General features: G+C 42.9%; 17 protein-coding genes. 6 read left to right on the top strand and 11 right to left on the bottom strand.

From position 1 onward, the window contains the following. Positions 1-2 precede the first annotated feature (2 nt). The 3 genes from aroA to AB3Y88_RS07605 are packed head-to-tail and all read left to right on the top strand — an operon-like array spanning position 3 to position 2,927. Positions 3-1,322 carry a 3-phosphoshikimate 1-carboxyvinyltransferase gene (gene aroA, locus AB3Y88_RS07615; protein WP_228889784.1) on the top strand — a complete coding sequence of 440 codons (1,320 nt, stop codon included), beginning with the start codon at positions 3-5 and terminating at the stop codon, positions 1,320-1,322. Beyond that, positions 1,319-2,416 (top strand): prephenate dehydrogenase, encoded by a 1,098-nt coding sequence (locus tag AB3Y88_RS07610; RefSeq protein WP_367293418.1) that lies wholly within the window; start codon positions 1,319-1,321, stop codon positions 2,414-2,416. The genes aroA and AB3Y88_RS07610 overlap by 4 nt, the downstream gene beginning before the upstream one ends. A 1-nt stretch (position 2,417) precedes the next feature. After that, complete coding sequence (locus tag AB3Y88_RS07605; RefSeq protein WP_228889790.1) at positions 2,418-2,927, top strand: shikimate kinase; 510 nt, start codon at positions 2,418-2,420, stop codon at positions 2,925-2,927. Between the two features lie 338 nt (positions 2,928-3,265). Here the strand turns inward: AB3Y88_RS07605 and AB3Y88_RS07600 are convergent, their stop codons facing one another. Then, positions 3,266-3,970, bottom strand: coding sequence for a CPBP family intramembrane glutamic endopeptidase (locus tag AB3Y88_RS07600; RefSeq protein ID WP_228889793.1), 705 nt, complete (start codon positions 3,968-3,970; stop codon positions 3,266-3,268). A gap of 156 nt (positions 3,971-4,126) precedes the next feature. After that, entirely contained in the window at positions 4,127-5,047 is a 921-nt protein-coding gene (locus AB3Y88_RS07595) for a LysR family transcriptional regulator (protein ID WP_228889795.1), read from the bottom strand. A gap of 148 nt (positions 5,048-5,195) precedes the next feature. On the opposite strand from AB3Y88_RS07595, the gene AB3Y88_RS07590 reads away from it, so the two are divergent. Further along, positions 5,196-6,344 carry a cobalamin-independent methionine synthase II family protein gene (locus tag AB3Y88_RS07590; RefSeq protein ID WP_228889799.1) on the top strand — a complete coding sequence of 383 codons (1,149 nt, stop codon included), beginning with the start codon at positions 5,196-5,198 and terminating at the stop codon, positions 6,342-6,344. A 355-nt stretch (positions 6,345-6,699) separates the two neighbouring features. Here the strand turns inward: AB3Y88_RS07590 and AB3Y88_RS07585 are convergent, their stop codons facing one another. From AB3Y88_RS07585 to AB3Y88_RS07545, 9 genes are all read right to left on the bottom strand, one after another. Then, the gene (locus AB3Y88_RS07585) at positions 6,700-7,941 is read right to left on the bottom strand and encodes a dihydrolipoamide acetyltransferase family protein (RefSeq protein WP_228889801.1); all 1,242 of its coding nucleotides are present in this window, start codon (positions 7,939-7,941) and stop codon (positions 6,700-6,702) included. A gap of 12 nt (positions 7,942-7,953) precedes the next feature. After that, the gene (locus AB3Y88_RS07580; protein WP_056960492.1) at positions 7,954-8,985 is read right to left on the bottom strand and encodes an alpha-ketoacid dehydrogenase subunit beta; all 1,032 of its coding nucleotides are present in this window, start codon (positions 8,983-8,985) and stop codon (positions 7,954-7,956) included. A gap of 26 nt (positions 8,986-9,011) precedes the next feature. Continuing rightward, positions 9,012-9,980, bottom strand: a complete 969-nt coding sequence (locus tag AB3Y88_RS07575; protein WP_228889804.1) for a thiamine pyrophosphate-dependent dehydrogenase E1 component subunit alpha — start codon at positions 9,978-9,980, stop codon at positions 9,012-9,014. Between the two features lie 46 nt (positions 9,981-10,026). Next, a complete protein-coding gene (lpdA, locus tag AB3Y88_RS07570) occupies positions 10,027-11,379 on the bottom strand; it encodes a dihydrolipoyl dehydrogenase (RefSeq protein ID WP_228889806.1) in 1,353 nt (450 codons plus the stop codon). A 333-nt stretch (positions 11,380-11,712) separates the two neighbouring features. Beyond that, complete coding sequence (locus AB3Y88_RS07565) at positions 11,713-13,482, bottom strand: sigma-54-dependent Fis family transcriptional regulator (RefSeq protein WP_228889811.1); 1,770 nt, start codon at positions 13,480-13,482, stop codon at positions 11,713-11,715. A gap of 1,463 nt (positions 13,483-14,945) precedes the next feature. Then, positions 14,946-16,037, bottom strand: coding sequence for an aspartate-semialdehyde dehydrogenase (gene asd, locus AB3Y88_RS07560; RefSeq protein WP_261909461.1), 1,092 nt, complete (start codon positions 16,035-16,037; stop codon positions 14,946-14,948). A gap of 119 nt (positions 16,038-16,156) precedes the next feature. Further along, entirely contained in the window at positions 16,157-16,972 is an 816-nt protein-coding gene (locus tag AB3Y88_RS07555; protein ID WP_228889815.1) for an SPFH domain-containing protein, read from the bottom strand. A 17-nt stretch (positions 16,973-16,989) separates the two neighbouring features. Then, on the bottom strand, positions 16,990-17,337 hold the full coding sequence (locus tag AB3Y88_RS07550; RefSeq protein WP_054758048.1) for a hypothetical protein: 348 nt from the start codon (positions 17,335-17,337) through the stop codon (positions 16,990-16,992). Between the two features lie 67 nt (positions 17,338-17,404). Beyond that, complete coding sequence (locus AB3Y88_RS07545; RefSeq protein WP_228889818.1) at positions 17,405-20,308, bottom strand: DUF3427 domain-containing protein; 2,904 nt, start codon at positions 20,306-20,308, stop codon at positions 17,405-17,407. Between the two features lie 169 nt (positions 20,309-20,477). Here AB3Y88_RS07545 and AB3Y88_RS07540 point away from each other — a divergent pair, with 169 nt between their 5' ends. After that, positions 20,478-21,632, top strand: a complete 1,155-nt coding sequence (locus AB3Y88_RS07540; protein ID WP_228889821.1) for an ArgE/DapE family deacylase — start codon at positions 20,478-20,480, stop codon at positions 21,630-21,632. Between the two features lie 87 nt (positions 21,633-21,719). Further along, positions 21,720-23,057, top strand: a complete 1,338-nt coding sequence (locus AB3Y88_RS07535; RefSeq protein WP_228889824.1) for an NAD(P)/FAD-dependent oxidoreductase — start codon at positions 21,720-21,722, stop codon at positions 23,055-23,057. Positions 23,058-23,871: the final 814 nt, after the last annotated feature.

Raw genomic sequence — 23,871 nt, 5'->3', positions numbered from 1 at the left:
TTATGGAACAAAAAAAACTAACTACCCATCTGCAGCATGGTTTGAACGGTGCTTTAGCTGTTCCAGGAGATAAGAGTATCTCTCACAGAGCACTGATGCTCGGCGCCATTGCTCAAGGAACAACGACTATCAAACATTTTTTAAGTTCTGCTGATTGTCTCAGCACCCTCAGAGCCATGCAAGACCTTGGAATTAAAATAACTCGTGATGGGGACAACGTTAGCGTAGAAGGCAAGGGGTTAACGGGCTTGAAAAAACCGGAACATCCTTTAAACATGGGTAATTCGGGCACAACTACCCGTTTGCTAATGGGACTGCTTGCGGGCCAATCCTTTGAAACTGAACTTTTCGGCGATACTTCTTTGCAAAAAAGACCGATGCGCAGAGTCAGCGAACCACTCGCCGAAATGGGGGCCTCAATTCTCACAACCAGTACTGGTACGCTCCCCGCCAAAGTTATTGGCAAGCCGCTACACGGTGCACAAGTTAAACTTAAAGTTGCCAGTGCACAAGTTAAAAGTGCTTTGATTTTAGCCGCTTTACAGGCTAAGACACCTTCAACAATTATCGAAAAGCTCCCCACGCGCGATCATACAGAAAGGATGCTGCAAGAATTCGGTGCACAAATCGAAACTGCCGCAGATCACCTAACAATTACAGTTCAGCCACAACCACGGCTACTTGGTCAGACAGTTATAGTTCCTGGAGATATCTCATCTGCCGCATTTTTCATAGTTGCAGCTACAATCAGCAAACATTCTGAAATCGTTTTGAAGAATGTTAATATCAATGAAACCCGCACTGGAATACTAAGTGTCTTGCAAAAAATGGGTGGTAATCTTCAACTTGAAAATAAGTCAACTGGAACCGAACCTGCCGCCGATCTTCGTGTCAAGTACGCTATGCTTTCGCCGATCCAGCTTGACGAAAAAGAGATCCCCGCAGTCATCGACGAACTCCCGCTGGTTGCTTTGTTGGCTGCATGTGCGCACGGTCGCAGCATTTTAAGAGGTGCGCAGGAATTACGTGTCAAAGAGACTGATCGCATTGCTACTGTTGCACAGGAACTCCGCAAACTCGGGGTGTTGGTTCAAGAACTTCCTGATGGCTTAATCATTGATGGCCGCCCGGCATGGGACATCAATGATCCAATACTGGATAGTCATGGAGATCATCGCATTGGAATGATGATGGCCATTGCTGCGCTGCGTTCACCAGAAGCACTCGCGTTAAAGAAGCCGGAAGCAATCGCGGTTTCTTATCCAACATTCTTTTCAGACTTGGAATCATTAATTACCTTAGGTGAGGAGGAATCCAAATGACCACTGTTTTCGTAAAAGGACTTGGTTTAATTGGCAGTTCCCTAATCAGGGCAATTCGACTCAGTGCACCAACAACTGTCATCATTGGATGTGATTCCGACAAAAAAGCTTGTGACTACGCAGTGCAGCATCATCTGATTGACCGAATTGGAACAGATTTAACTGCCGCTGAAACTGCTGATTTCATTATCTTAGCTGCACCAGTTACGACCATCGTGCAGGATCTTCAAGAGCTCGCTCACTTGCCCTTGAAGAAAAATGTAATTGTCACAGATGTTGGCAGTACCAAGCAAATTGTCTTACAAGCAGCTGCCGCCTTAACACAGCAGGGGATCACCTTTATCGGCGGTCATCCGATGGCTGGTTCACATAAGTCGGGTGTCACAGCTGGACGCGCTGATCTTTTCGAAAATGCCTTTTATTTCTTGATACCTGCCGTTCCTAACGAGCATGCATGCGCTAGCATTCAAACGTTATTGCGTGCAACCCACGTAAAGTGGCTTACACTTACAGCTGCTAAACACGACAAAATTGTCGGGCAAATCAGTCACTTGCCTCATATTATTGCTGCAGCGCTTGTTAATCAGACACAACAGGCTTTTGCAGACTTTCCGCTGGGAATGCGGTTAGCAGCCGGTGGGTTTAAATCGATCACTCGGATTGCTTCTTCTGATCCACTGATGTGGAGTGCAATTTTAAATTCTAATGCTGCCATTATTATGCAACAGCTTGAGCAATACACTGCACACCTTGAAGCTCTCAAAACAGAGATTGCACAAGCACAGCAACACAAGATCTATGCATTCTTCCAAAACGCGAAAACCAGTCGCGATCAGCTTGGTGCTGACAAAGTTGGTGAGCTTCCTGGATTCTACGATCTATTTATCAATATTCCTGATCAAGTTGGTACGCTCGCGGCAGTTACTCAATTGCTTGCACAAAATAACATTAATATTGTTAATATTCATATCTTAGAAATCCGCGAGGACATTGATGGCGTTTTACAGTTAACATTTATGCGTGCACGTGACCGCTCACTTGCTGAAGATTTGCTGCAACAAAAAGGTTATCTTGTTTTACGGAAGGAGCATTAACATGGAAGCAATTTTAATTGGTTTTATGGGCAGCGGAAAAACTACCATTGGAAAATTAGTAGCGCAACACTTGAATGTCCCCCATGTTGATCTTGATGATCAAATTACTGCGGCCGCTGGAATCCCAATTAAAGATATCTTTGCCAAACACGGTGAAGCTTATTTTCGGCAGCTTGAACATAAGCTGTTGTTACAACAAATGGCTGAACATGGCATTCTGTCAACCGGTGGCGGTACGTCTGCACAACCGGAAAATATGCGTGTTCTCAAACAAACAACTGTCCCCGTAATTTTTCTTGAGGCAACTGCTGCGACAATTCTCAAGCGCGTTTGCAACGATCAAGGACGCCCCTTGGTCAATCAGCTTGATCAAACTGCTTTGATCGCACTCAAACAAAGCCGGCAGCAGGCTTACCAAGCATGCGCCGACTTAACGATTGCAACTGATCAAACAGCACCGGATCAAATTGCACAGCAAATTCTTAATTACCTGCGTCAGGCTGTTGATTAACAATTTACAAACTTTGATAGCGACATTTAAAGATGGTTATCTTTTATTAGCTTTTTAAGCTTAAACTGCTCCTGTGATTGATCTTATTTCCAATCAATACAGGAGCATTTCTTATTAAGTTGCAAAAAGCTTTGGCTAAGAAATTCAGATCAAAATCTCATTCCCATTGTTATAAACCTTGTCTCTGCTGTTTAGATGTCTTTAAAACTGTTATTTTTTCGGTGCTGGATAAACGTGTTCCATAAGTCAAAATTCTCCGTCTAACTTCGAATTACTCATAGCAAAGTACTCGCGATGTTCGTAATTTCGCGTTAGCACTCAAATTTTCCCGACTTATGTCACACTCTCAAAATTATAAAACCAATCATTATGTACAAGATTGCGACACTAACCGCACCTCCAAATGAAGCATTATTGGTATTTTGCATCCCCCCAAAAGCAGTTACCACAAAGTCAATCCCAAAATGACATATTATTGGAAACAGCAGATTTTTTGTTCTAATGAACAGGCTAGCAAATAAAAAACCCATCGCCATTGTCTGACAAACCTGGATCGTTGTTAAAGAAAAATTTTGGGAGTATAAATTAAGAAAATGTTCTAAACCAAATAAGACACTTGAGATTATCGCCGGAAATAAAATACGGGTACTCTGTTTTGTTGAGCGCCAAAACAAGCGTAGTAAGGTAACCAAAATTATGCCGCGAAAAAGATACTCTTCAGTTGTACTTGCAATTAATCCGATTGTAAACGCAGCTAAAAAATTTTTTTCATTCATAACACCAATTATAATTAGCGCTGTTATAAGGGTAAGAACCAGGTTTCGTTGTTCCTTGTTGAGCTTCAAAGAAAAAGGAATCTTTTGTCGTGTTAATTTAGCATTTAAAATAATTAGTAAAATTAAAAATAGACATTTATCAAAAAATAAAAAGAACAAATTATTGGATTCATTGATTCCTTTTAGAATGTTGATTCCAAGAAATTCAAATAGAACTTCAAAAAAGAGCACCCCCAAAAGCCGCTGTGCCATCTTCGTACTATTCATTATGTTTCAGCCTCAAATACAAAATTTTGTAACGCACAATTTAGCACATCCCCCAAAAAATATTCATACTCTACATACTCTATCGTAGGTTCCTCTTCCAATTTACAAAGTTTCCTAACTGCAGATTAAATTATTTCAACATTAACCTTGCAGACCTTATTTAACCTCAAATCCGTAACCTCTAATATGCGCCTTCAACATCTTCAGGTAAAGCTGAGCTGCCCTACTCAGATCCATTTTTCTGTGACGTAAATAACCTAAAGTGATCACGTCATCTACATCTAAAGGAATCGCTACAATTTTTTCATCGTTTAGTTCGCTACTGATAATTCCAGAACTGATCGTGTATCCATTCAAACCGACCATCAGGTTAAAGATTGTCGCCCGATCACTGATTAGAATCTGTTTTCGATGAGGCAGTGTACTTTGAATTTCTTCAGAAAAATAAAATGAGTTCGTATCCCCCTGTTCATACGACAAATAGGGATAGTCCTCTAGATCAGCTAAGGTGACATGCGTCTTTTTGGTCAAGGGATTATCTCGTCCCACAAAGACGTGTGGCTGCACCTCAAACAGCGGTGTAAAGGTTAGATTTTTGTCTGAAATTAGTCGCATCATAACCGTTTTATTAAATGCATTGATGTAAATGACTCCCAGCTCACTTTTTAGCGTTTGAATATCGTCCAACACGTTTTCGGTCTGTGTCTCGCGTAAAGTAAACTGGTAAGCGTCGCCTCCGACTTCCTTTACAAATTCAACAAAGGCGTGCACCACAAAAGCATAGTGCTGTGCGGAAACACTGAAAACCCGTTTTCGGACAATTTCCTGACCAAAATGCTGATCTAATAAGTTAACTTGATCGAGCACCCCACGCGCATAATTCATAAATTCACGGCCAGCGTCCGTCAATGTAATCCCTGACTTACTGCGGTAAAGTAATTGAATCTGATATTCCTTTTCAAGTTCTTTCATGGCCTGCGACAGGGATGGCTGACTAATAAATAGTTGTTTGGCAGCTTCGTTAATTGATCCTGTAGCCGCAATTTTTTCCAAGTACCTTAATTGTTGAATACGCATCACTATAACCTCATCTTTCTTGCCTATTTTTAACTAATAGCATCATTATAGGTAATACCTATAATGATGTAAAGATATTAAGCATTATCTATTTTAACCATTTGTTGTTAAACTAATCTCAATCAAAGATTAACGGAGGCCTTGCTAAATGACACAAACACGATTCCAAATTGTTGGTTCACTTTTACGTCCAACTAACCTACTAGCATATAAAAATGAAATTGAAAAACGTGATAATATTCAATACCCCTTCTATAATGACTTTCCTGGCTATCAGGCGGTCGAGGCAGCAGCTGTGAAGAACGTAATTGAACAGGAAAAGGCTCACGGTCTAGACGTTCTAACTGACGGAGAGTACACAAAATCAATGTGGCATCTAGACTTTATTTGGGGATTTGCCGGAGTTGAACGCTACATTGCTGATCATGGATATACCTTTGAGGACCATGATGGCGGCGACTTTGAAACGCGCAAGGATATTGGTGTTCGTATTACCGCACCGTTATCAGGAAAAAATCATCACTTCCTTGACATCTATCAGGCCCTCAAAGCTGCTGCCGGTGATCAGCAAGTAAAATTAACCGTTTGGGGTGCCGCTCATGCCTTTACCGAATTAGCTTTGATTGATCATTTATATGGTCCAAACGAAGTTTACAAAACCGCAAGTGAGCTTAAACAAGGCTTGATTAATGCCTATAAAGAATTTTTAACAGAATATAAAGCTGTTGGTGGACAAATCATTCAGTTTGACGACTGTCTGTGGGAACTCTTTGCTGATGATAATCAACAAAGCTTCTTCTCCGAGGAAAATAGTAATCTGACTGATCTCGCTGATGACTTTATTAACATCAATAACACGATCGCTGACTTCGGGCATCAACTCGGATTAAAGGTCTGGACACACAATTGCCGCGGAAATTATGAAAGTCGACACGCAGCTAGTGGTAGCTATGCTGCAATTGCGCAAAAATTCTTGCACGATCAGCACTACGATCGCTTCTTCTTAGAATGGGACGATGAACGTGCAGGTGACATTACAGCCTTAAAAGCATTGCAAGACCGTCCAAATGTTGAGGTTGTACTCGGTTTGCTCTCAAGTAAAACCAACACCTTAGACGATGAGGATCGGGTTTATCGCCTGTTAGATCAAGCTAGCGCAATTTTGGGTAAAGATCGTCTTTTCCTCTCACACCAGTGTGGCTTTGCTTCATGTGATTCTGGAAATGAGCTCACTAGTGCCCAAGAATGGGCCAAGATTGATCAAGGTCAAAAAATTGCGGCTAAGTTCTGGGCTTAAATATGCACACTTTGAATCTGAATGGCAGGTTTAAAGCCGGATATTGTACCTAGTGTTTCTTAAAAAGATTTTTAAATTGCTGTTCGTGGAGATCATAAGGGGGCTGTGACAAAAGTTAAATTTTGTCACAGCCCCTCTTTTATTTCGGATAAACGTGTTCCATAAGCCAAAATCCTCCGTCTAACTTCGAATTACTCATAGCAAAGTACTCGCTATGTTCGTGATTTCGAGTTAGCACTCAAATTTTCCCGACTTATGTCACACTCCCAAAATGACCCGTCTGATGCTGTTAATTCTCGCCAACTAAATGCCTTTTGCCCCACGCTCTGCTGCTTAGTCTTTAACTTAAGATTTCTTATAACACCAGCGTATACGGATCCTCTAAGAATGCCACAATCTTCGCCAAAAAATCAGCGGCAGGCGAACCATCAATCACCTGATGATCAAAGGTTAGGCTCAGTGGTAATTTAACAGCTTGTACCAACTTCCCAGTTTCATCCAATTGAAGCTCTTGTAAAAGTGTGCCTACTCCTAAAATTCCTGTTTCTGGAGTATTAATAATCGGAGTAAAGTACTCCACACCGCTTTTGCCTAAATTACTGATTGTAAATGTGCCTCCAGTATAAAGGTCTCCAGCCAGGGTTCCCTGCCGTGTTCCGGTTATCACTCTAGCAAGATTTTCACCTAATTCGGTCAGGGTCATTGTTTGCGCCCTTTTGACTACTGGTACCATCAAGCCGGCACTAACTGCAACTGCCATTCCGATGTTAACATCCTCATTGTGTGTAAACTGTCCGTTTTGATACCACGCATTCATATCTGGCGTGTCTTTCAAAGCCAAAATTGCGGCACGCGTAACCAGCGTAGTCAGACTCAGTTGTCCGCTTGTCAGCGGATGTGCCACTTTTTGCTTCAGTTCTTTCCTAAATGCCATCAAAGAAGTGATATCCGCTTTAGCATGGAGTGTAACTTGGGCTGTAGTCTGCAGACTGCCCATCATTCGTTGTGCAATCACTTTGCGCATCCCTGCTAAACCTTGGCCAACCTCCACCCCAGCCGTTTGTGTTTGCCCAGGTGCTGCAACTGTTGGCTGGCTTGCAACGTAACTTTCAACATCACGCCGCGTTATCCTGCCATTGCCGCCACTGCCTGCAATTTTGCTGTAATCAATTCCTTGCTCTGCAGCAATTTTACGTGCAAGTGGTGTAATGAAAATCCTAGCACCTGCTGCAGGTGATTTTCTTTTCTGTTCAACATTCTCTTCTGCTGGAGAAGTTGGGGCAGATCCAGCAACAGGCGCTGCTGCCGTTGCTTCTTGTGTCGTTTCAGCAGGTTGTTTAGTGTCTGCTGCTTGTTCTCCTTTTTCGCCAAGATAAGCAATTGGCGCCTTGCACTTGGCATCTTCGCCTTCTTGAACAACAATCTTAAGCAAAACACCATCCGCAGGCGCATCGACATCGGCAGTCAGCTTTTCCGAATTAATAGTTGCAACTGTCTCACCTTTTTTCACCTCGTCGCCTTCGTGTTTGAGCCATTCAAAAACCGTTCCCTCGGTCATTGTCAGACCAAGCTTTGGCATGATTATTTCTGTTGCCATGCTTACACCTCCCTACTTCTTCAAGTCATCAATCAGTTCTGCAGCAGTTTCAAGTACCCGCTTAGGATTCGGTAGGTACAACTGCTCCAGGTTGGTTGCAAATGGTACTGGTGTATTAGGTGCACAGACTGTCTTAATCGGGCCATCAAGATAATCAAATGCTTTGTCACCTACCACGGCTGCAATATCCTTTGCAGTATTGTTATGCGGGTTGGCTTCATCAATTACGACTAACCGGCCTGTCTTTTGAACTGATTTGATAATTGTTTCTTGATCCCAAGGTGCAACTGTCACAAGATCAATTACCTCTGCTTCAATTCCTTCTTTTTCGAGTTGTTCAGCCACATCAAGTGCCACATACAGCATCTTCCCAATTGTGACAATTGTCAGATCAGTTCCTTCGCGTTTAACCTTTGCCTTACCAATCTCCACTTTATAATAATCTGCGGGAACTTCATCCTTTAATCCGTATAATGTTTTATCTTCTGAAAAAACGACAAGATTGTCATCTTCAATCGCAGCCAATAATAAGCCCTTCGCATCGTACGGATTGGAAGGGACCACGACTTTGACTCCAGGAATTGCGCCAAATAAACCGTAGTAAGATCCAGAGTGCTGAGCTGCTGCACTTGCACCGGCTCCATGTGTAGTCCGTACAGTCATCGGAATCCGTGCTTTACCACCGAACATATAGCGCATTTTAGAACCTTGTGCCAAGATTGTATCCAAACTGAAGCCAATAAAGTCATTAAACATCAGCTCCGGTACCGGACGTAAGCCAGTTGCAGCTGCACCGACTGCCGCCCCCATATACCCCATCTCAGAAATTGGGGTATCAATGACGCGTGTCCGCCCGTATTTAGGCATCAAACCCTTAGTAACACCGAAAACACCGCCCCAGGCATCTTGATTCTCCGCTTCGAGGTGCTTAACTTTTGCACCTCCGGCAATATCTTCTCCCATTAAGATAACACGTTCATCCTTTGCCATTGCCTGATCAAGTGCCTCATTGATCGCTTTCATAAAAGTTATTCTTCTTGCCATGACATCTTCAGCTCCTTTCTGTTTTTTTAGTCTGCAAAGACATCTTGATACAGTGTTTCTGGTTTGGGAATATCGCTTTCTTCAGCAAATTTAACTGCATGTTTGATATCTGCTGCTGAGTTTTCTTCGATTTCAGTAGCACTTTCTTCAGAAAGGAGCCCCTGTGCAAGTGCATATTCACGAAATTCTTTGATACAATCACGTTTCGCAAATTCACTTTCCTTTCCGGTCGTTGCCTTATACTTTTGTTCATCACCTTCAAAATGACCATAGTTACGGTACGTGCGACATTCAACCAAGGTTGGCCCTTCACCTTTGCGTGCACGTTCAATCGCTTTACCCGCTGCTTCATAGACTGCCATGAGATCTTTACCGTCAACAGTTTCACTTGGAATTCCGTAAGCTGACCCGCGATCGGCAATCTTTTTAGAACCTGAAGAGTACCACTGTGGTGTAGCCTCTCCGAAGGAATTATTCTCATTTACAAATACCACCGGTAGCTTCCAGATAGAAGCCATGTTAATACTCTCATGAAAAGTTCCTTCATTAGCAGCTCCGTCACCAAAGAAACAAACCACAACATCTTTAGTTTTCAAGTATTGATTCCGCAAAGCTGCCCCGATTGCAATTGGGAAACCACCGCCAACCATTCCGTTTGCTCCAAGCATCCCTTTATCAATATCGGCAATATGCATCGAACCGCCCTTACCTTTGCACAATCCGGTTTCTTTGCCATAAATCTCGGCCATCATATGATCCAGGCTGCAATCTTTGGCAATACAGTGACCATGTCCGCGATGTGTACTAGTGATATAGTCATCATCTGTCAAATGTGCACAAACCCCAACCGCAACTGCTTCTTCACCCGCATATAAATGGACAAAACCAGGAATCGATCCAGTTGCAAAGATCTGATGAACCTGATCCTCAAAGTTGCGAATATCGTTCATCTTTTTATAGATCCAAGTAGCACGTTCTTCATTTAACTTTGCCATGATTTTTTCCTCCTTTTTGATCATGTTTCACATTCTGACTGTTAAACTAATTATGAATTGCTCTTCCAACCAAAGCATTTGCCGTTTCTCCGATCGTCTCCGTCAAAGTTGGATGTGCAAAGACAGTCTTGGCTAGTTCATCGACTGTTCCTTCAGCAGCACTCACTGCTAATAAAGTGTGAATCATTTCAGTCGCACCGCTACCAACGACAACCGCTCCTAAAATTTCATGATATTTTTGCTCACTGATAATTTTTACGTATCCTTCTGTCTCAAGGCTTGCAAGCGCTCGTCCATTACCTCCAAACGGGACTGTTTTGACTTTGACCTGATAACCATTTGCTTGTGCTGTCTGCTCATTCATCCCAAAACTTGCAACTTCCGGTTCAGTATAGACACAGCGTGGAATCAATGTTTGCTTCAACACATCCGGCTTTTCACCACAAATCACAGCGGCAGCATGAATGCCTTCTGCACTGGCTGCATGCGCAAGCTGATAACCGCCGCACAAATCTCCAATTGCAAAAACATGCGGGACATTAGTCCGATAATCCTGATCAACTTTGACAAATTTCTGCCGTTCATCAAGTTCAACCCCCAGTTGTGTCGCCAACTCCAGATTTGCTTTTCTCCCTGCTGCCACAAGTAGTTGGTCAAATGGGACTGTGCCATGTTCCAATTTGATTGCTGCAGAAGTAACTGCAGCAATTTTTACCTTAGTCTGCACTACAATCCCCAAGGATTTGAGTTTTTCTTTAATAATGGACCGTGCTTGCGCGTCTTCTGTCAATAAAATATCATCTGCAACTTCCAAAAGTGTGACTGCGACCCCCAGCGGCTGCATCGCAAATGCCAATTCAACTGCAATGACACCTCCACCAATTATCGCCAACTGCTGTGGTAATTCTTCTAGATCAAAAAACGTGTCAGTTGTTAAAAAAGGCACTTCGTTTAGACCCTTGATTGGTGGGACAAAAGGATGTCCCCCCGTTGCCAGAATAAAATCTTTAGCCATAATAGTCTGAGTACCTACTTGTAGCTTGCCCTGTGTTTCAAACTTAGCGGTCCCTTCAAGATAAGTAATCTGATTACTCTTGAAAAGGTGGCGAATACCACCTTGGAGGGTTGCCACCACTTGATTTTTACGCTTAACTAAGCGCGGATAATCAATTTTTCCAAATTCAATTGCAACTCCATTAGCAGCGGCTTCATGTGCTTCTAACAACCAGTGACTGTGCTTTAAGTAACTTTTAGATGGTATACAGCCAACGTTCAGACAAGTTCCTCCAATAAACCTTTTTTCTACTACGGCAACCTTTTTACCTTTTTGTGCTGCCCTAATGGCGGCAACATACCCGCCCGGGCCGGCACCAATTACGACAACATCGTATTTTTCCATATAAGATTCCCCTCCTTTTTTAAATCATTTTTCTCTCATACCTCCTCACTTTATCTTTAGCAAGTAACATGCCAAGGCAATTTAAAAAGACTGCTCAGCGCCCCTGCAAGTTACACGAATAAAAAAGAAAAATGTGATTAAAACGCTTCCTTTTTTATGCTTTGAAGGCTTTTTTAGTCAAAAAAATTCGCCTTTCATGCATAAGAAAAAACTAATTTTTAATGAGCTTTAATTTAGTTTAATTTTGGTTAGGCGAAAAAGTGTAACCTGTTACGTTAACAGGTTACACTTTTTTGCACCTTCTTTTCACAACAGCCTACACTAATCCAAATACTACAGCCCATATTTCTTAATTTTACGATATAAGGTTGTCCGTGAAATTCCTAGGTCTGCTGCTGTTTTACTGATTTGATAATGATTATGCTGTAGTCTGCTTCGAATCTGTTCCACCGCAAGTTCACTTGCAGAATTTTGCGCTGGTTGCCTTTTTATCACACTGCCTGCTTGAACAAGCTCATGCAATTGTTCACTTGTCGGTTCATTAGTGGGATAAAAAAGATACACCCGCTCTAAAAAATTCCTGAACTCGCGAATATTTCCGTACCACGGATACTGGACAGCGACGGTATAGATTTTCTCGCCCCAGTCTATCTGCCAATTTTTTTCTTCACAACAGGCTTTGAGCAACTGTTTCATATCTGATTTCCGCGCTCGCAATGGCGGAATCTGCAATTGACAAACATATATCCGATAAAACAGATCTGCCCTAAAATGTCCTGTCGCGACCAATTTTCGTAAATCACGATTACTTGCCGTAATTAACTGGAAAGAAACCTTTTGCGGTTTTCCATTGAGGGGGGTTACGCTTTGTTCCTCTAAAACCCGGAGCAATGCTGTTTGCATTTTAAACGGCATGCTGTCAACCTCATCCAAAAAAAGCGTCCCCTTATTTGCCTGCAAAATCTTCCCTGGACTTCCTTTAACTGCCGCACCGGTAAAGGCACCCGGAGCATACCCAAAAAGCTCACTTTCTAACAGATTCTCACTGATCGCACCACAGTTGACCGTCACCAGTGGTCCAGCGCTCGCTTGACTGTTATAGTGCAAAGTCTTCGCAATAATTTCCTTGCCGCTGCCAGATTCACCATAAATATGCACTGGGAGATTGCTGTGTGCAACTTGCAAGGTTTTATGCAAAAAATCTTGATAATTTTCATCAAGACTGGGAACTCCCGGATAATAAAAGGTCTGCTGTACTGGTGTCGTTTCATTGAACAACTCAACTTGATAGCCTACAACATGCCCTTCATAACAGATTTTGCTGGTCTTATAAATGGTCGCAGGTTGCAAAAATTTTCTAAAGTCTTCACCTTGCTTTAAAAAGTCAGCATATTTGGTTGGCAGACTGATAATTTTAAAATCAAGGTCACATACCAGCAGCGTGTGGTTCGGATTCGCAAGTAGATAACGAAAAAGATCTTGCTTTCTCTCTAAATTCTTTTGCGTCATCACATTAGCGACTTGCTGTGCAACAATATTCAACAATAATTGGGCATCCTTGACAGAATCATTGCGAAAAGTTGAAATATCCAAAACTCCTAATAGTTGACCATCGGCGGAATTAATTGGAGCCGCGGCACAGCTCCATTGCCGTGAAGTTGCAGCATAATGTTCGTTTAGCTCAACATATTCATTGCTTTTGGTGCGCAATGCAAGCCCAATTGCATTGGTCCCGACATTTCTTTCCGACCAGTTAGTTCCTTCTCTAAAATACATCTCATTTGCTCGGTCGCGGGTGTCATCGCATCCACTGCGCCAGAGAATGTCCCCGGTTGCGTCAGTTAAAATAAAAAGATAGTCTTGCAAAGCAAATCTGTCCTGAAAACTTTTAACTTGCTGCTCGACCGTTTGAATCAATTCTTTTTTTTGCTTCTGTTTAGTCTGCAAAGCTGCAATTGTCAGTATTTTTTGCGGTCGCGTCGAAAAGGGATTGACCGCTTCCTTATAACAAAGCTCCCAAGATTGGGCAATTTTTTGGGGCAGTTTGCTCAAACCAACTTTTTCACCCGCAATAAAATGTTTCCATAATTGTTGTTCTGTCATCAGCCCATCTCCTTATCGTAAGCGGTTCCAATATTTCTAATTAAAGTATACTATATAATTGTATTTGTAATGCAGAAATCGCATGCCGAAGTGCGACACTCCGCGTTCAGCCTCCGTTGACTAAGTCCTGAATTACAAAGTAACCTGGGCTTGGTTACGCGTAATTTAGGCTTAGGCACAGGAGGTTGCGGGGTGGAGCACGTTAATAGAAGTGCGTAAAAAGGCGCTAGGTTTTGAGGCTTAGCGTCGGATCACAATGGTAACTGCACTTGTTACCGGTGTGATCCATGCTAAACACAAAAACCTGCCTTTTGAAGCACGTTATGAAGAAGTGCCGACAACCTGCGTTCAGCCTCCGTTGATTAAGTCCTGAATTACAAAGTAACCTGGCTTGGTTACGCGTAATTTAGGCTTAGGCACAGGAGGTTGCGGGGTGGAGCACGTTAATAGAAGTGCGTAAAAAGGCGCTAGGTTTTGAGGCTTAGCGTCGGATCACAATGGTAACTGCACTTGTTACCGGTGTGATCCATGCTAAACACAAAAACCTGCCTTTTGAAGCACGTTATGAAGAAGTGCCGACAACCTGCGTTCAGCCTCCGTTGATTAAGTCCTGAATTACAAAGTAACCTGGCTTGGTTACGCGTAATTTAGGCTTAGGCACAGGAGGTTGCGGGGTGGAGCACGTTATGGAAGAAGTGCCGACACTCACCGAAAGCCTTTGAGCACTAACAATAAATTACACAATAGACGGGCTGTGTCTATGCGTAATTTGAAGTTAGGCACAGAAGGCTGGTGGGTGGAGCACGTTAATAGAAGTGCGTAAAAAGGCGCTAGGTTTTGAGGCTTAGTGTCGGATCACAATGGTAACTGCACTTGTTACCGGTGTGATCCATGATAAACACAAAAACCTGCCTTTTGAAGCACGTTATGAAAGAAGTGCCGACAACCTGCGTTCAGCCTCCGTTGACTAAGTCCTGAATTACAAAGTAACCTGGGCTTGGTTACGCGTAATTTAGGCTTAGGCACAGGAGGTTGCGGGGTGGAGCACGTTAAATAGAAGTGCGTAAAAAGGCGCTAGGTTTTGAGGCTTAGTGTTGGATCACAGTGGTAACTGCACTTGTTACCGGTGTGATCCATGCTAAACACAAAAACCTGCCTTTTGAAGCACGTTATGAAGAAGTGCCGACAACCTGCGTTCAGCCTTTGAGCAGTAACCGTTAAATTGCAAAAGAGATTGTTCGTGATTGCAGACACCAAAGGGCTGTGACAAAAGTTAAATTTTGTCACAGCCCCTCTTTTATTCCGGATAAACGTGTTCCATAAGTCCTCCGTCTAACTTCGAACTACTCATCGCAAAGTACCCGCTATGTTCGTAATTTCAAGTTAGCACTCAAATTTTCTCGACTTATGGCACACTCTCTTGAAGTTAAGCAGCGCACATTAACAGTAGTTTCAAAACTAAGCTATTTAGCTGTAATGTAGCCTTGGCTTTTTAATAATTCTGCACATAAAATCGCGCCCCCGGCAGCTCCACGTGCCGTATTATGTGATAAACCAACGAATTTCCAATCAAAAATTTTATCTGGGCGCAAACGACCGATTGAAATTCCCATTCCATGCTCAAAGTTAACGTCATAGCGTACCTGTGGTCGATCATCGGCTGTTAAATATTGAATAAATTGTTGCGGTGCACTAGGTAATTGCAACTCTTGGGGCACCCCACGAAAGCTCTCCAGTGCAGAAATCAATTCTTCTTTGGTTACCTTTTGTTTAAAGTTAACAAAAGCTGCCGCGGTATGCCCATACAAGACCGGCACACGTAAACATTGGCTGGTAATCACGGGTGTCGTTGCCGGAATAATCACCCCGTCGGTTGGATCGACTCGACCCCAAATCTTTAAAGGTTCTTTTTCAGATTTCTCTTCTTCACCGCCAATAAAGGGAATCACATTATTTAAAATCTCAGGTGCATCCTCAAAATTTTTGCCTGCTCCAGAAATTGCCTGATAAGTAGTCGCAATTACCTGAGTAGGTTCAAATTGTTGCCACGCCGACAAAGCAGGGGCATAACTTTGAATTGAGCAATTAGGTTTGACTGCAATGAAACCGCGACTTGTCCCTAACCGCTGCCGCTGATATTTAATAACCTCAGTATGCTCCGGATTAATTTCAGGAACAATCATTGGAACATCAGGGGTCCAACGGTGGGCACTATTATTAGACACAACTGGTGTTTCTGTTTTAGCATACTCTTCTTCAATTTTTCGAATCTGATCCTTTGCCATGTTAACCGCTGAAAAAACAAAATCGACTTGTTCTGCAATCAAGTTAACCTGGTTAACATCCAAAACGGACAGCTCTTTTACTTTCGCAGGAATCGGAACTGTCATCTTCCAGCGACCAGCAACTGCCTCTGCGTATGTTTTACCTGCACTGTGCGGGCTGGCCGCCACCAAAACGACCTCAAACCACGGATGATCGGCTAACAATGTTACATATCGTTGACCAACCATCCCGGTGGCCCCCAAAATTCCAACTTTTAATTTTTTACTCATTTTCAGTCCTCGCTCACTTTAAGAATCTGCGAGTAAAGTAGAGAAATTCCACTTTCATCCCTGCCAACTCGTCATTACAATTACATTACAGCATTTTAATCTTTTTTTAAAGTGACTTATTAATTATTTTCTTGTTCCATCATCTTTTGGATCACCGGAACTTGACCTAAAGTCGTCATCTCGTCTTTTGAAAGTACAACTAAATTAGTATTAGACTGGGCTAATTCGACAAAAGCATGAATACTTTGATCTCTAAAGTAGTTCGGATCCACGTTTGCAAGACTTTTACGAATTTTTTCAATTCGATAACTTTCTGCATCTGCCCTCTTCTTAGTTGCTTCTGCCTGAGCCTGTGCGGTCTCAATCAAAGCGCGGTTGCGAGCATCGGTAGTTAACTTAATATTCTGTGCTTCACCTTGTGCCTTAGCAATTGTCGCAATTCGTTCACGATCTGCTGTCAACTGCTTGTCCATTGCTCCTTGGATAGCAGTCGAAGGAGTCAACTCATCAATATTCACGCGATCAACGTTTATTCCATAAACGTTCGTCAAATCGCCGATTGCTGCGGCAAGGTCTGCATTGATCTTTGAAGTTGATCCCAGTGCATCGGTTAAATCAAGCCTTCCGATAATATCACGCAAATGACCACGAACCAATTGTGCCATTGACTCAACAGAATCAGTGTTCTCATATACATACTTCTGAGCATCGGTGACATGATAATTCAGGGTCACACTTGCTTGAATATCAGCATTATCTTTAGTAATGACAGAATACTGTGATAGTTGTAAGGGACGCATTGCTAAGTTGACAGTGCGAATTTTTTGCAGCAACGGCACATAAAACTGCAACCCCGCGTTAACCGTTCGCCGATATTTTCCCAGCGTTTCCACAAGCCCCTGACAATTTTGTTGCACAATTTTGAATCCAAACATTTTTTTGCCTCCTATTTTCAGTGTCCCAGCGGTCTAAGCGTTAAAATGTTCCCGTTAGCCTCCAGCACTATATAGTCTTTCTGCGCATCGAACTCCTGATTACTTTCGATCAGATAACGGTAAAAAATTCCTTTAACCTGCACGAGTCCATTTTCAGAATCAACTTGCGCACCGTGAACAACTTGTCCAATAAATTGCCGATTTTCCAAAGAAATTACGGGTGTTCCCTGCTGTTTTGCAAGTTCACTTTCAATCATTGTCTGGAGCAAACCATTTACACTTTGGTTTTGTTGTGCCGCTCTTTCCTCAAGCCTTTTTTTCAACTTGCGTGGTAAGCGCAACAAAAAGGTCGTCATCTGTTCCATCAGTTTCACCCCTTTAAACACACTCGATCGATATCATAATGATATCATATAAATATCAAGATGCACGTTATTTTTTTCCTGTTAATAATAAAAATCTGCGATACTGCAACGGTGTCTGTAGCCGCAACAACATCGAAACAACTGCCCGCGGCTTTTTATGCGGCAGCTGCATCAGCTCTTCTTTAACCGAACCAGGCTCGATCTTACATTCACCACAATAAAAGAAATTCTTTCCTTCAGCATCGCTTTTCTTCATAAAAAGGTGCAGTTTAACGACTCTTTTACCTTGTTCATCAACTTGCAACAATTGCTGCACTTCATCCGAATAAAGATGCCGCGGACTGCGTGTATACCACCGAATCAATGAAGTATTGATAAACTCATTTTCATAATTCGCACTCCTTTTTTGGGCAGATTCTTCTGCTGTATAGGTTACAAAAAGTGGGCAGGCTGTTTTGCCAACACGATAGCCGTATAACGGAGCACTAACATCCTTTTCCCAGTTTAAAAGGCGACAAACATCTTTGCGTGTATATTTTTGTAATAACGTAAACGGTTGCTCTGACTGATACTTCCGTGCTTTTAACAGACCAGTCTGCAAAACGTCTTTATAAAGGCGTGCAAATAAGCCATGCTGGCGTAAAGAAGCTCGAATTGTGGAATTTAAGTGGTAGCCGGCAGCATTCAAGCTAACAATTGGTTTACCACCATAGTTGTCAGCTTTAAGCCGCTTGCCAGCCTTCACTTTAAAGAAGCTTAGATTCAAGATCTGCAGCACCGACCGCAAAGTTGCTTGGTCACAATAACAATGATGTTCTTTTAACAAGTGCTTAAATTCAGCAAGTGACACGTTTTCGTGTTCAAGCAAAACCTTTAATAAAAGCAACTCATGTTGGCGCATTCCATTCAGCAACTCTTTAGTAACAAAGCTCAGCACCTGATCCTCAAATTTGCTTAAAACTACATCTTCTTTCATCTTTAACAGAAAATGATAGTAATTCGCAAGCAAGTGATTATCTGCAAACACTGCAGCATCTGTTCCCCCAAACTTTTGGAAATCAAGCAATAATGGAATTCTGCCTAGTTTTTCCTTTAGCTGCTGGTAATCTTTGCGCAAAAAAGCGAGTGCATCCAGCTTAACTGCTTGAATTGTCTCGTATATTCGTGCGCGCGCAACTTCAGTAAAATTGATGGTTGAAAGTCCAATAGTCGGCTGCAATTCGAGCTCTTCGCGTGCATTGTCCTTACTCCGTGTTTTATCTCCCGTCAACGCCAGCGGAATTAGATAATTGTTTTTATAATTGCCAATAAAATCGATCACTGTGACAAATTCCTTGCCTGGCGCTTTACGCAACCCGCGTCCGAGCTGTTGAATAAATACAATACTCGATTGTGTACTGCGCATCATCACTACCTGGTTAATGCATGGAATATCAATACCTTCATTAAAAATATCCACGGTTACTAAGTACTCAAGTGCCCCCTGCTCCAAATGGTTGACCGCCGCTTGCCGCTGTGCAATCGTATCTGTTCCACTTAAAGCTGTGGCAGGATGCCCCTTTGCACTCAATAGGCGTGCAACTTCTTTGGCCTCATCTTTGCGACTGCAAAAGATCAATCCATGAACCGCTTGACCGCTGTATCCGTAATAGTCTAGCTGCTGCAACACATAATCAATTCGTTCATTAGAGGCTAAGCGCCGCAAAGGGGTCTGCTCATCAATCACTTTCCCCTGATATTCATAGTCCTGAATTCCGACATAATGAAATGGACACAGCAAATTCTCCTCCAGTGCATCTTGTAAACGATTCTCATACGCAAGATTATAATCAAATAACTCATAGATACTAAAATCATCAGTTCGTTCAGGAGTGGCTGTCATTCCCATACAAAAAAGAGGCTGAAAATATTTTAAAACCCGCCGATAACTTTGAGCCCCTGCGCGATGAGCTTCATCAAGCAGGAGATAGTCAAATTCCGTCCGGCTAAATTGTGCTAAAACTGCTTGTTTAGAGAGCGTTTGAATGGTAGCAAACAGATATTTTGCATTGCTTTCAAAATGATTGCCTGAAAGAATTCCATACTCGTTCTTTTTTCCGCCTAACACCTTATAAAAACTTTGCATTGCTCTTTTTAGAATCTGTTCACGATGCACAATAAACAGCATTCTGCGCGGTCTGAACTGTTGCACGTCAAACGCTCCTAGGTACGTCTTCCCGGTTCCAGTTGCCGAAATAACCAGCCCTTTTTCCCCACCGTCATTTCGTAATTGCTGTAATTCTGCCAAAGCTTCCTGCTGCATTCTATTAGGGATAATTGTTTCTGCTGCCCTTTCAGTCTGCAAAAAGCGCCCAGCTTGCCCAGCGTCAGGCAAGGGTGCTTGATAATTCAATGTATAATCAGCCAGCCATTCCGAAGTCAGCGGTAGTGCTGTCTGCCAGGCTTCACTGATTTTTTGACGAATTTGCTGCGTCAGTTCACCATCTTGATGAGACGTCAAACGCAGATTCCATTCATAATTTGCTAATAAAGCTGTACGCGTCAGATTAGAACTGCCAATTATCAGCGAATCATAGCTGCCCTGATGTTCAAATAAATATCCCTTAACATGGAAGCCTTGTTGTGTTGAAATTCGAACTGTAACATTGGGAATCTTTAACAATTCAGCAAAAACCTCCGGACGATTAAATGAAAGATAAACTGAGGTAAGAATTTTGCCTTTGATTCCACGTTTAGCCAAATCAGCCAGCACTACTTTGAGCGGAACCAACATGTCCGGTGTGATAAAAGCCACGGCAAAGATAAACTGCGAACAAGCTTGCAACTCGGATCTGAGATGATCCCAGACAGTGTCATCCTTTTGATTCAGCAACAGCCGCGGTGAAAACTCCTCTGTTGCATGTTCTGTTTTTCTATCGATAAAGCCACTTACTACAGAGGAAAGCAGCTCAGAAGTAATGTCATTAGTCATTTGTTTTCCCTCTCATTTTAAAATACAATTATGGCGCTGAACGCTTGGTTACTCCATTAGCAATCTTTTGCATCCTAGCTTACTCTATCAAGTTGGCTATTTTCTTTTAGTATAGCATGCTATACTTTGATAAAATAACGGCTTAACGTCGGTAAAAGGAGAGTAAGTCATGCAAGATACACAAAAAATAGCAATTCTTAAAAAACTGATTACGTTTGCTTCTGTCAATGACAATGAAGCAGCAGTCGCCGCCTACATAAAATCACTTTTTGCAGGTCTACCGCATGTTACCTGTGAAACCGTTACCTACGCTCCTCGCAGAGATAACCTTGTGATAACCATTGGAAATACAGGACCACTGCTGGGTTTTAGCGGTCACATGGATGTTGTTGCACCAGGTAAGGAAAGTGACTGGTCAACCCCACCGTTTCAGCCTGTGATCAAAACTGGTCGTCTTTATGGCCGCGGCGCTGCTGATATGAAAAGCGGCTTGGCTGCTCTGGTAGTTGCCTTACTTGAGCTGGCTGAAGACTCAACGCAGCTAAACGGCAGAATCCGGCTATTAGCAACTGTTGGCGAAGAGACTGGCGAATACGGTGCAGCACAGCTTACAGCTGCTGGCTATGCTGATCATTTGGCAGGCCTGTTAATCGCGGAACCGACTGATAACATGCAGGAGATAGTCTACACTGCCCGTGGAGTTATTGATTATCGGGTAACTTCAAATGGCAAGGCTGCCCATAGTGCGCGTCCGGAAGATGGAATTAATGCCATTGACAACCTATTAACCTTTTATCGCTTGGCAAAGCAAAAACTGGCAGCGTTTGATCAAACCGACCCCATTTTAGGAAAAAATACACACAGTATTACTAAGATTACTGGCGGTGAACAAGTTAACAGCGTCCCTTCCTATGCAGAGTTAATGGGCAACATCCGAACAATTCCGCAATATCCCAACCAAGTCTTCTTTGCTGCGTTGGAACAAATCGTTGCAGCCCTCAATCAGCAACCTGGTTATGACCTGACGCTCAGTTATAGTTTTCCAGAAGAAGCTATTCCAGGAGATCCGCATTCTAATCTGGTTCAATTAGCACAGCAAGTCTATCAAAAACATTGGGGTCATCCGGCAAAGATCGCAGGCGAGTTAGGTGCAAATGATGGTGCGGAATTCTTGCAAGCGCGTGGAGACTTTGACAGCATTGTAATCGGTCCAGGAGCTAATGTTTCACACCAAAGCAACGAGTATGTTGTTCTGGAAACTTACCTCAAAGCCTGCGCTTTCTACAAAGATTTTGCCACTACTTTTTTCAGCACTCAGCAGTAATTAATTACAGGCATTTCTTTTGTTTCGTTTTCTCCCCTGCGCTATTGTAGTCTTATAATCAACTATTCTGCAAAAGGGGGCCTTTGGATGTCAACAAAAGAGTTCGATTACGATGTCTTGTACTTAGGCAGCGGTCATGGAACCTTTGACGGTGCCATTCCGCTAGCTGCAACTGGTAAACGGGTTGCGGTTGTTGAAAGCGGCTTAATTGGAGGAACTTGTCCTAATCGTGGATGCAATGCCAAAATCACTTTAGATGCTCCGGTTGCCCTGCAACAAACTGCAACTGCTTTGCAAGGACTCGTCTCCCCACAACTGGAACTCAACTGGAATGCTACGGTTGCTCACAAACACGAGGTTATTAAGGATCTGCCTGGTTTTATCGCTGGTTTGTTAAAAGATGCAGGTGTCACTTTGTTTAAAGGACGCGGACACTTTATCGATCCGCACACGATCGCTGTGGGAACCCAACAGCTTTCTGCGGAAAAAATTGTGATTGCAACCGGTCTGCATCCGCATCGACTAGACATCCCTGGCAGACAGCTTGCTCATGATAGTCGTGAATTTATGAATCTGCAGGAATTGCCACATCGGATCGTAATTATCGGGGCTGGCTATATTAGTCTAGAATTTGCAACCATTGCCAACGCGTTTGGCGCTCAGGTCACGGTCTTGTTGCGCGGAGATAAGGCCTTGCGTAAATTCCATCAGCCTTTCGTGCAAAAGCTTTTGGCACTTTTGGAAAAACGTGGTGTGACTTTTATTAAAAACACAACGGTAACTTCATTTTCGGAGGAATACGGGGTCAAACAGGTGCACTATAATCAAACTGAGACAGTTGCGGCTGATTGGATTCTTGATGCAACTGGTAGAAACCCCAATACTGAGGGATTGGGTTTAACTGAACTTGGTGTTGCTTATGATGAGGCTGGAATTATTGTAAATGATCACTTACAAACCACAGTGCCTAATATCTACGCTAGTGGTGATGTAATCAAGAAAAAGCAGCCGCGTTTGACACCTACCGCAATTTTTGAATCAAAATACCTGCAACAACTCTTTGCCGGAACAACAACTGCTCCAATTGACTACCCTGCAATTCCTTCCGTGGTCTTTTCTTCACCTCGAATCGCACGGCTTGGTCTTTCACCGGTACAAGCGGCACAAGACGCAGCTATTTCGCAGGTGCACCATAATGTTTTGGATAATTGGTATCGCCATGTTGAGCGTGAACAGTATGGTGAGAATATCTTGCTGTTTGATAAAGAACATCATTTGGTTGGTGCAACTGAAATCAGCGAACATGCTGAAGATGTGATTAATGCTCTCTTGCCGGCACTTGAACTCAAATTAGATCCTGCACAGGTTGGCAGGTTGATTCACCTGTTCCCGACGATTTCATCGGCTGCGTGGGAGGGGCTTTAAAGAAGAAGTGCGTAAAAAGGCGGGAGGCCTTGAAGATTAGCGCTAGGTAACGAGGGTAACTGCGCTTGTTACCGTTGTTACCTAAGCTAAGCATAAAGGTCTGCCTTTTGGAGCACGTTAATAGAAGTGCGTAAAAAGGCGCTAGGTTTTGAGGCTTAGCGTCGGATCACAATGGTAACTGCACTTGTTACCGGTGTGATCCATGCTAAACACAAAAACCTGCCTTGGGGAGCACGTTAATAGAAGTGCATAAAAAGGCGCTAGGTTTTGAGGCTTAGCGTCGGATCACAATGGTAACTGCACTTGTTACCGGTGTGATCCATGCTAAACACAAAAACCTGCCTTTGGGAGCACGTTAACAGAAGAAGTGCCGACAACCTGCGTCCAACCGCCGCAGACTAAGTCCTGAATTACAAAGTAACCCGGGTTTGGTTACGCGTAATTTTGGCTTAGGCTCAGGAGGTTGCGGGGTGGAGCACGTTATGAAAGAAGTGCCGACACCCAACTTCCAGCCTTTGAGCAGTAACCGTTAAATTGCAAAATAGACGGGCTGTGTCTATGCGTAATTTGCGGTTAGGCGCAAACAATCCACATCTAAAAAGCGGTTAAAGGGGGCTGTGACAAAAGTTAAATTTTGTCACAGCTCCTCTTTTATTCCGGATAAACGTGTTCCATAAGTCAAAATTCTCCGTCTAACTTCGAATTACTCATAGCAAAGTACTCGCTATGTTCGTAATTTCGAGTTAGTACTCAAATTTTCCCGACTTATGTCACACTCTCGTTTGACCGTTTTTTTGTCACAATAAATTATAAA

Origin of the sequence: Liquorilactobacillus satsumensis (assembly GCF_964065465.1) — a bacterium.
Lineage (GTDB): Bacteria > Bacillota > Bacilli > Lactobacillales > Lactobacillaceae > Liquorilactobacillus > Liquorilactobacillus satsumensis.
Note: the sequence above shows the minus strand (reverse complement) of the source record. Positions and strands in the feature narration are given on the sequence as shown.

Coding starts and splice junctions, on each gene's coding strand:
- AB3Y88_RS07565 (WP_228889811.1), bottom strand. CDS start 13,482: ATGACAGAACAACAATTATGGAAACATTTTATTGCGGGTGAAAAAGTT.
- AB3Y88_RS07580 (WP_056960492.1), bottom strand. CDS start 8,985: ATGGCAAGAAGAATAACTTTTATGAAAGCGATCAATGAGGCACTTGAT.
- AB3Y88_RS07590 (WP_228889799.1), top strand. CDS start 5,196: ATGACACAAACACGATTCCAAATTGTTGGTTCACTTTTACGTCCAACT.
- AB3Y88_RS07605 (WP_228889790.1), top strand. CDS start 2,418: ATGGAAGCAATTTTAATTGGTTTTATGGGCAGCGGAAAAACTACCATT.
- AB3Y88_RS07555 (WP_228889815.1), bottom strand. CDS start 16,972: ATGTTTGGATTCAAAATTGTGCAACAAAATTGTCAGGGGCTTGTGGAA.
- AB3Y88_RS07585 (WP_228889801.1), bottom strand. CDS start 7,941: ATGGCAACAGAAATAATCATGCCAAAGCTTGGTCTGACAATGACCGAG.
- AB3Y88_RS07595 (WP_228889795.1), bottom strand. CDS start 5,047: ATGCGTATTCAACAATTAAGGTACTTGGAAAAAATTGCGGCTACAGGA.
- AB3Y88_RS07535 (WP_228889824.1), top strand. CDS start 21,720: ATGTCAACAAAAGAGTTCGATTACGATGTCTTGTACTTAGGCAGCGGT.
- AB3Y88_RS07610 (WP_367293418.1), top strand. CDS start 1,319: ATGACCACTGTTTTCGTAAAAGGACTTGGTTTAATTGGCAGTTCCCTA.
- asd (WP_261909461.1), bottom strand. CDS start 16,037: ATGAGTAAAAAATTAAAAGTTGGAATTTTGGGGGCCACCGGGATGGTT.
- AB3Y88_RS07540 (WP_228889821.1), top strand. CDS start 20,478: ATGCAAGATACACAAAAAATAGCAATTCTTAAAAAACTGATTACGTTT.
- AB3Y88_RS07575 (WP_228889804.1), bottom strand. CDS start 9,980: ATGGCAAAGTTAAATGAAGAACGTGCTACTTGGATCTATAAAAAGATG.
- lpdA (WP_228889806.1), bottom strand. CDS start 11,379: ATGGAAAAATACGATGTTGTCGTAATTGGTGCCGGCCCGGGCGGGTAT.
- aroA (WP_228889784.1), top strand. CDS start 3: ATGGAACAAAAAAAACTAACTACCCATCTGCAGCATGGTTTGAACGGT.
- AB3Y88_RS07545 (WP_228889818.1), bottom strand. CDS start 20,308: ATGACTAATGACATTACTTCTGAGCTGCTTTCCTCTGTAGTAAGTGGC.
- AB3Y88_RS07600 (WP_228889793.1), bottom strand. CDS start 3,970: ATGAATAGTACGAAGATGGCACAGCGGCTTTTGGGGGTGCTCTTTTTT.
- AB3Y88_RS07550 (WP_054758048.1), bottom strand. CDS start 17,337: ATGGAACAGATGACGACCTTTTTGTTGCGCTTACCACGCAAGTTGAAA.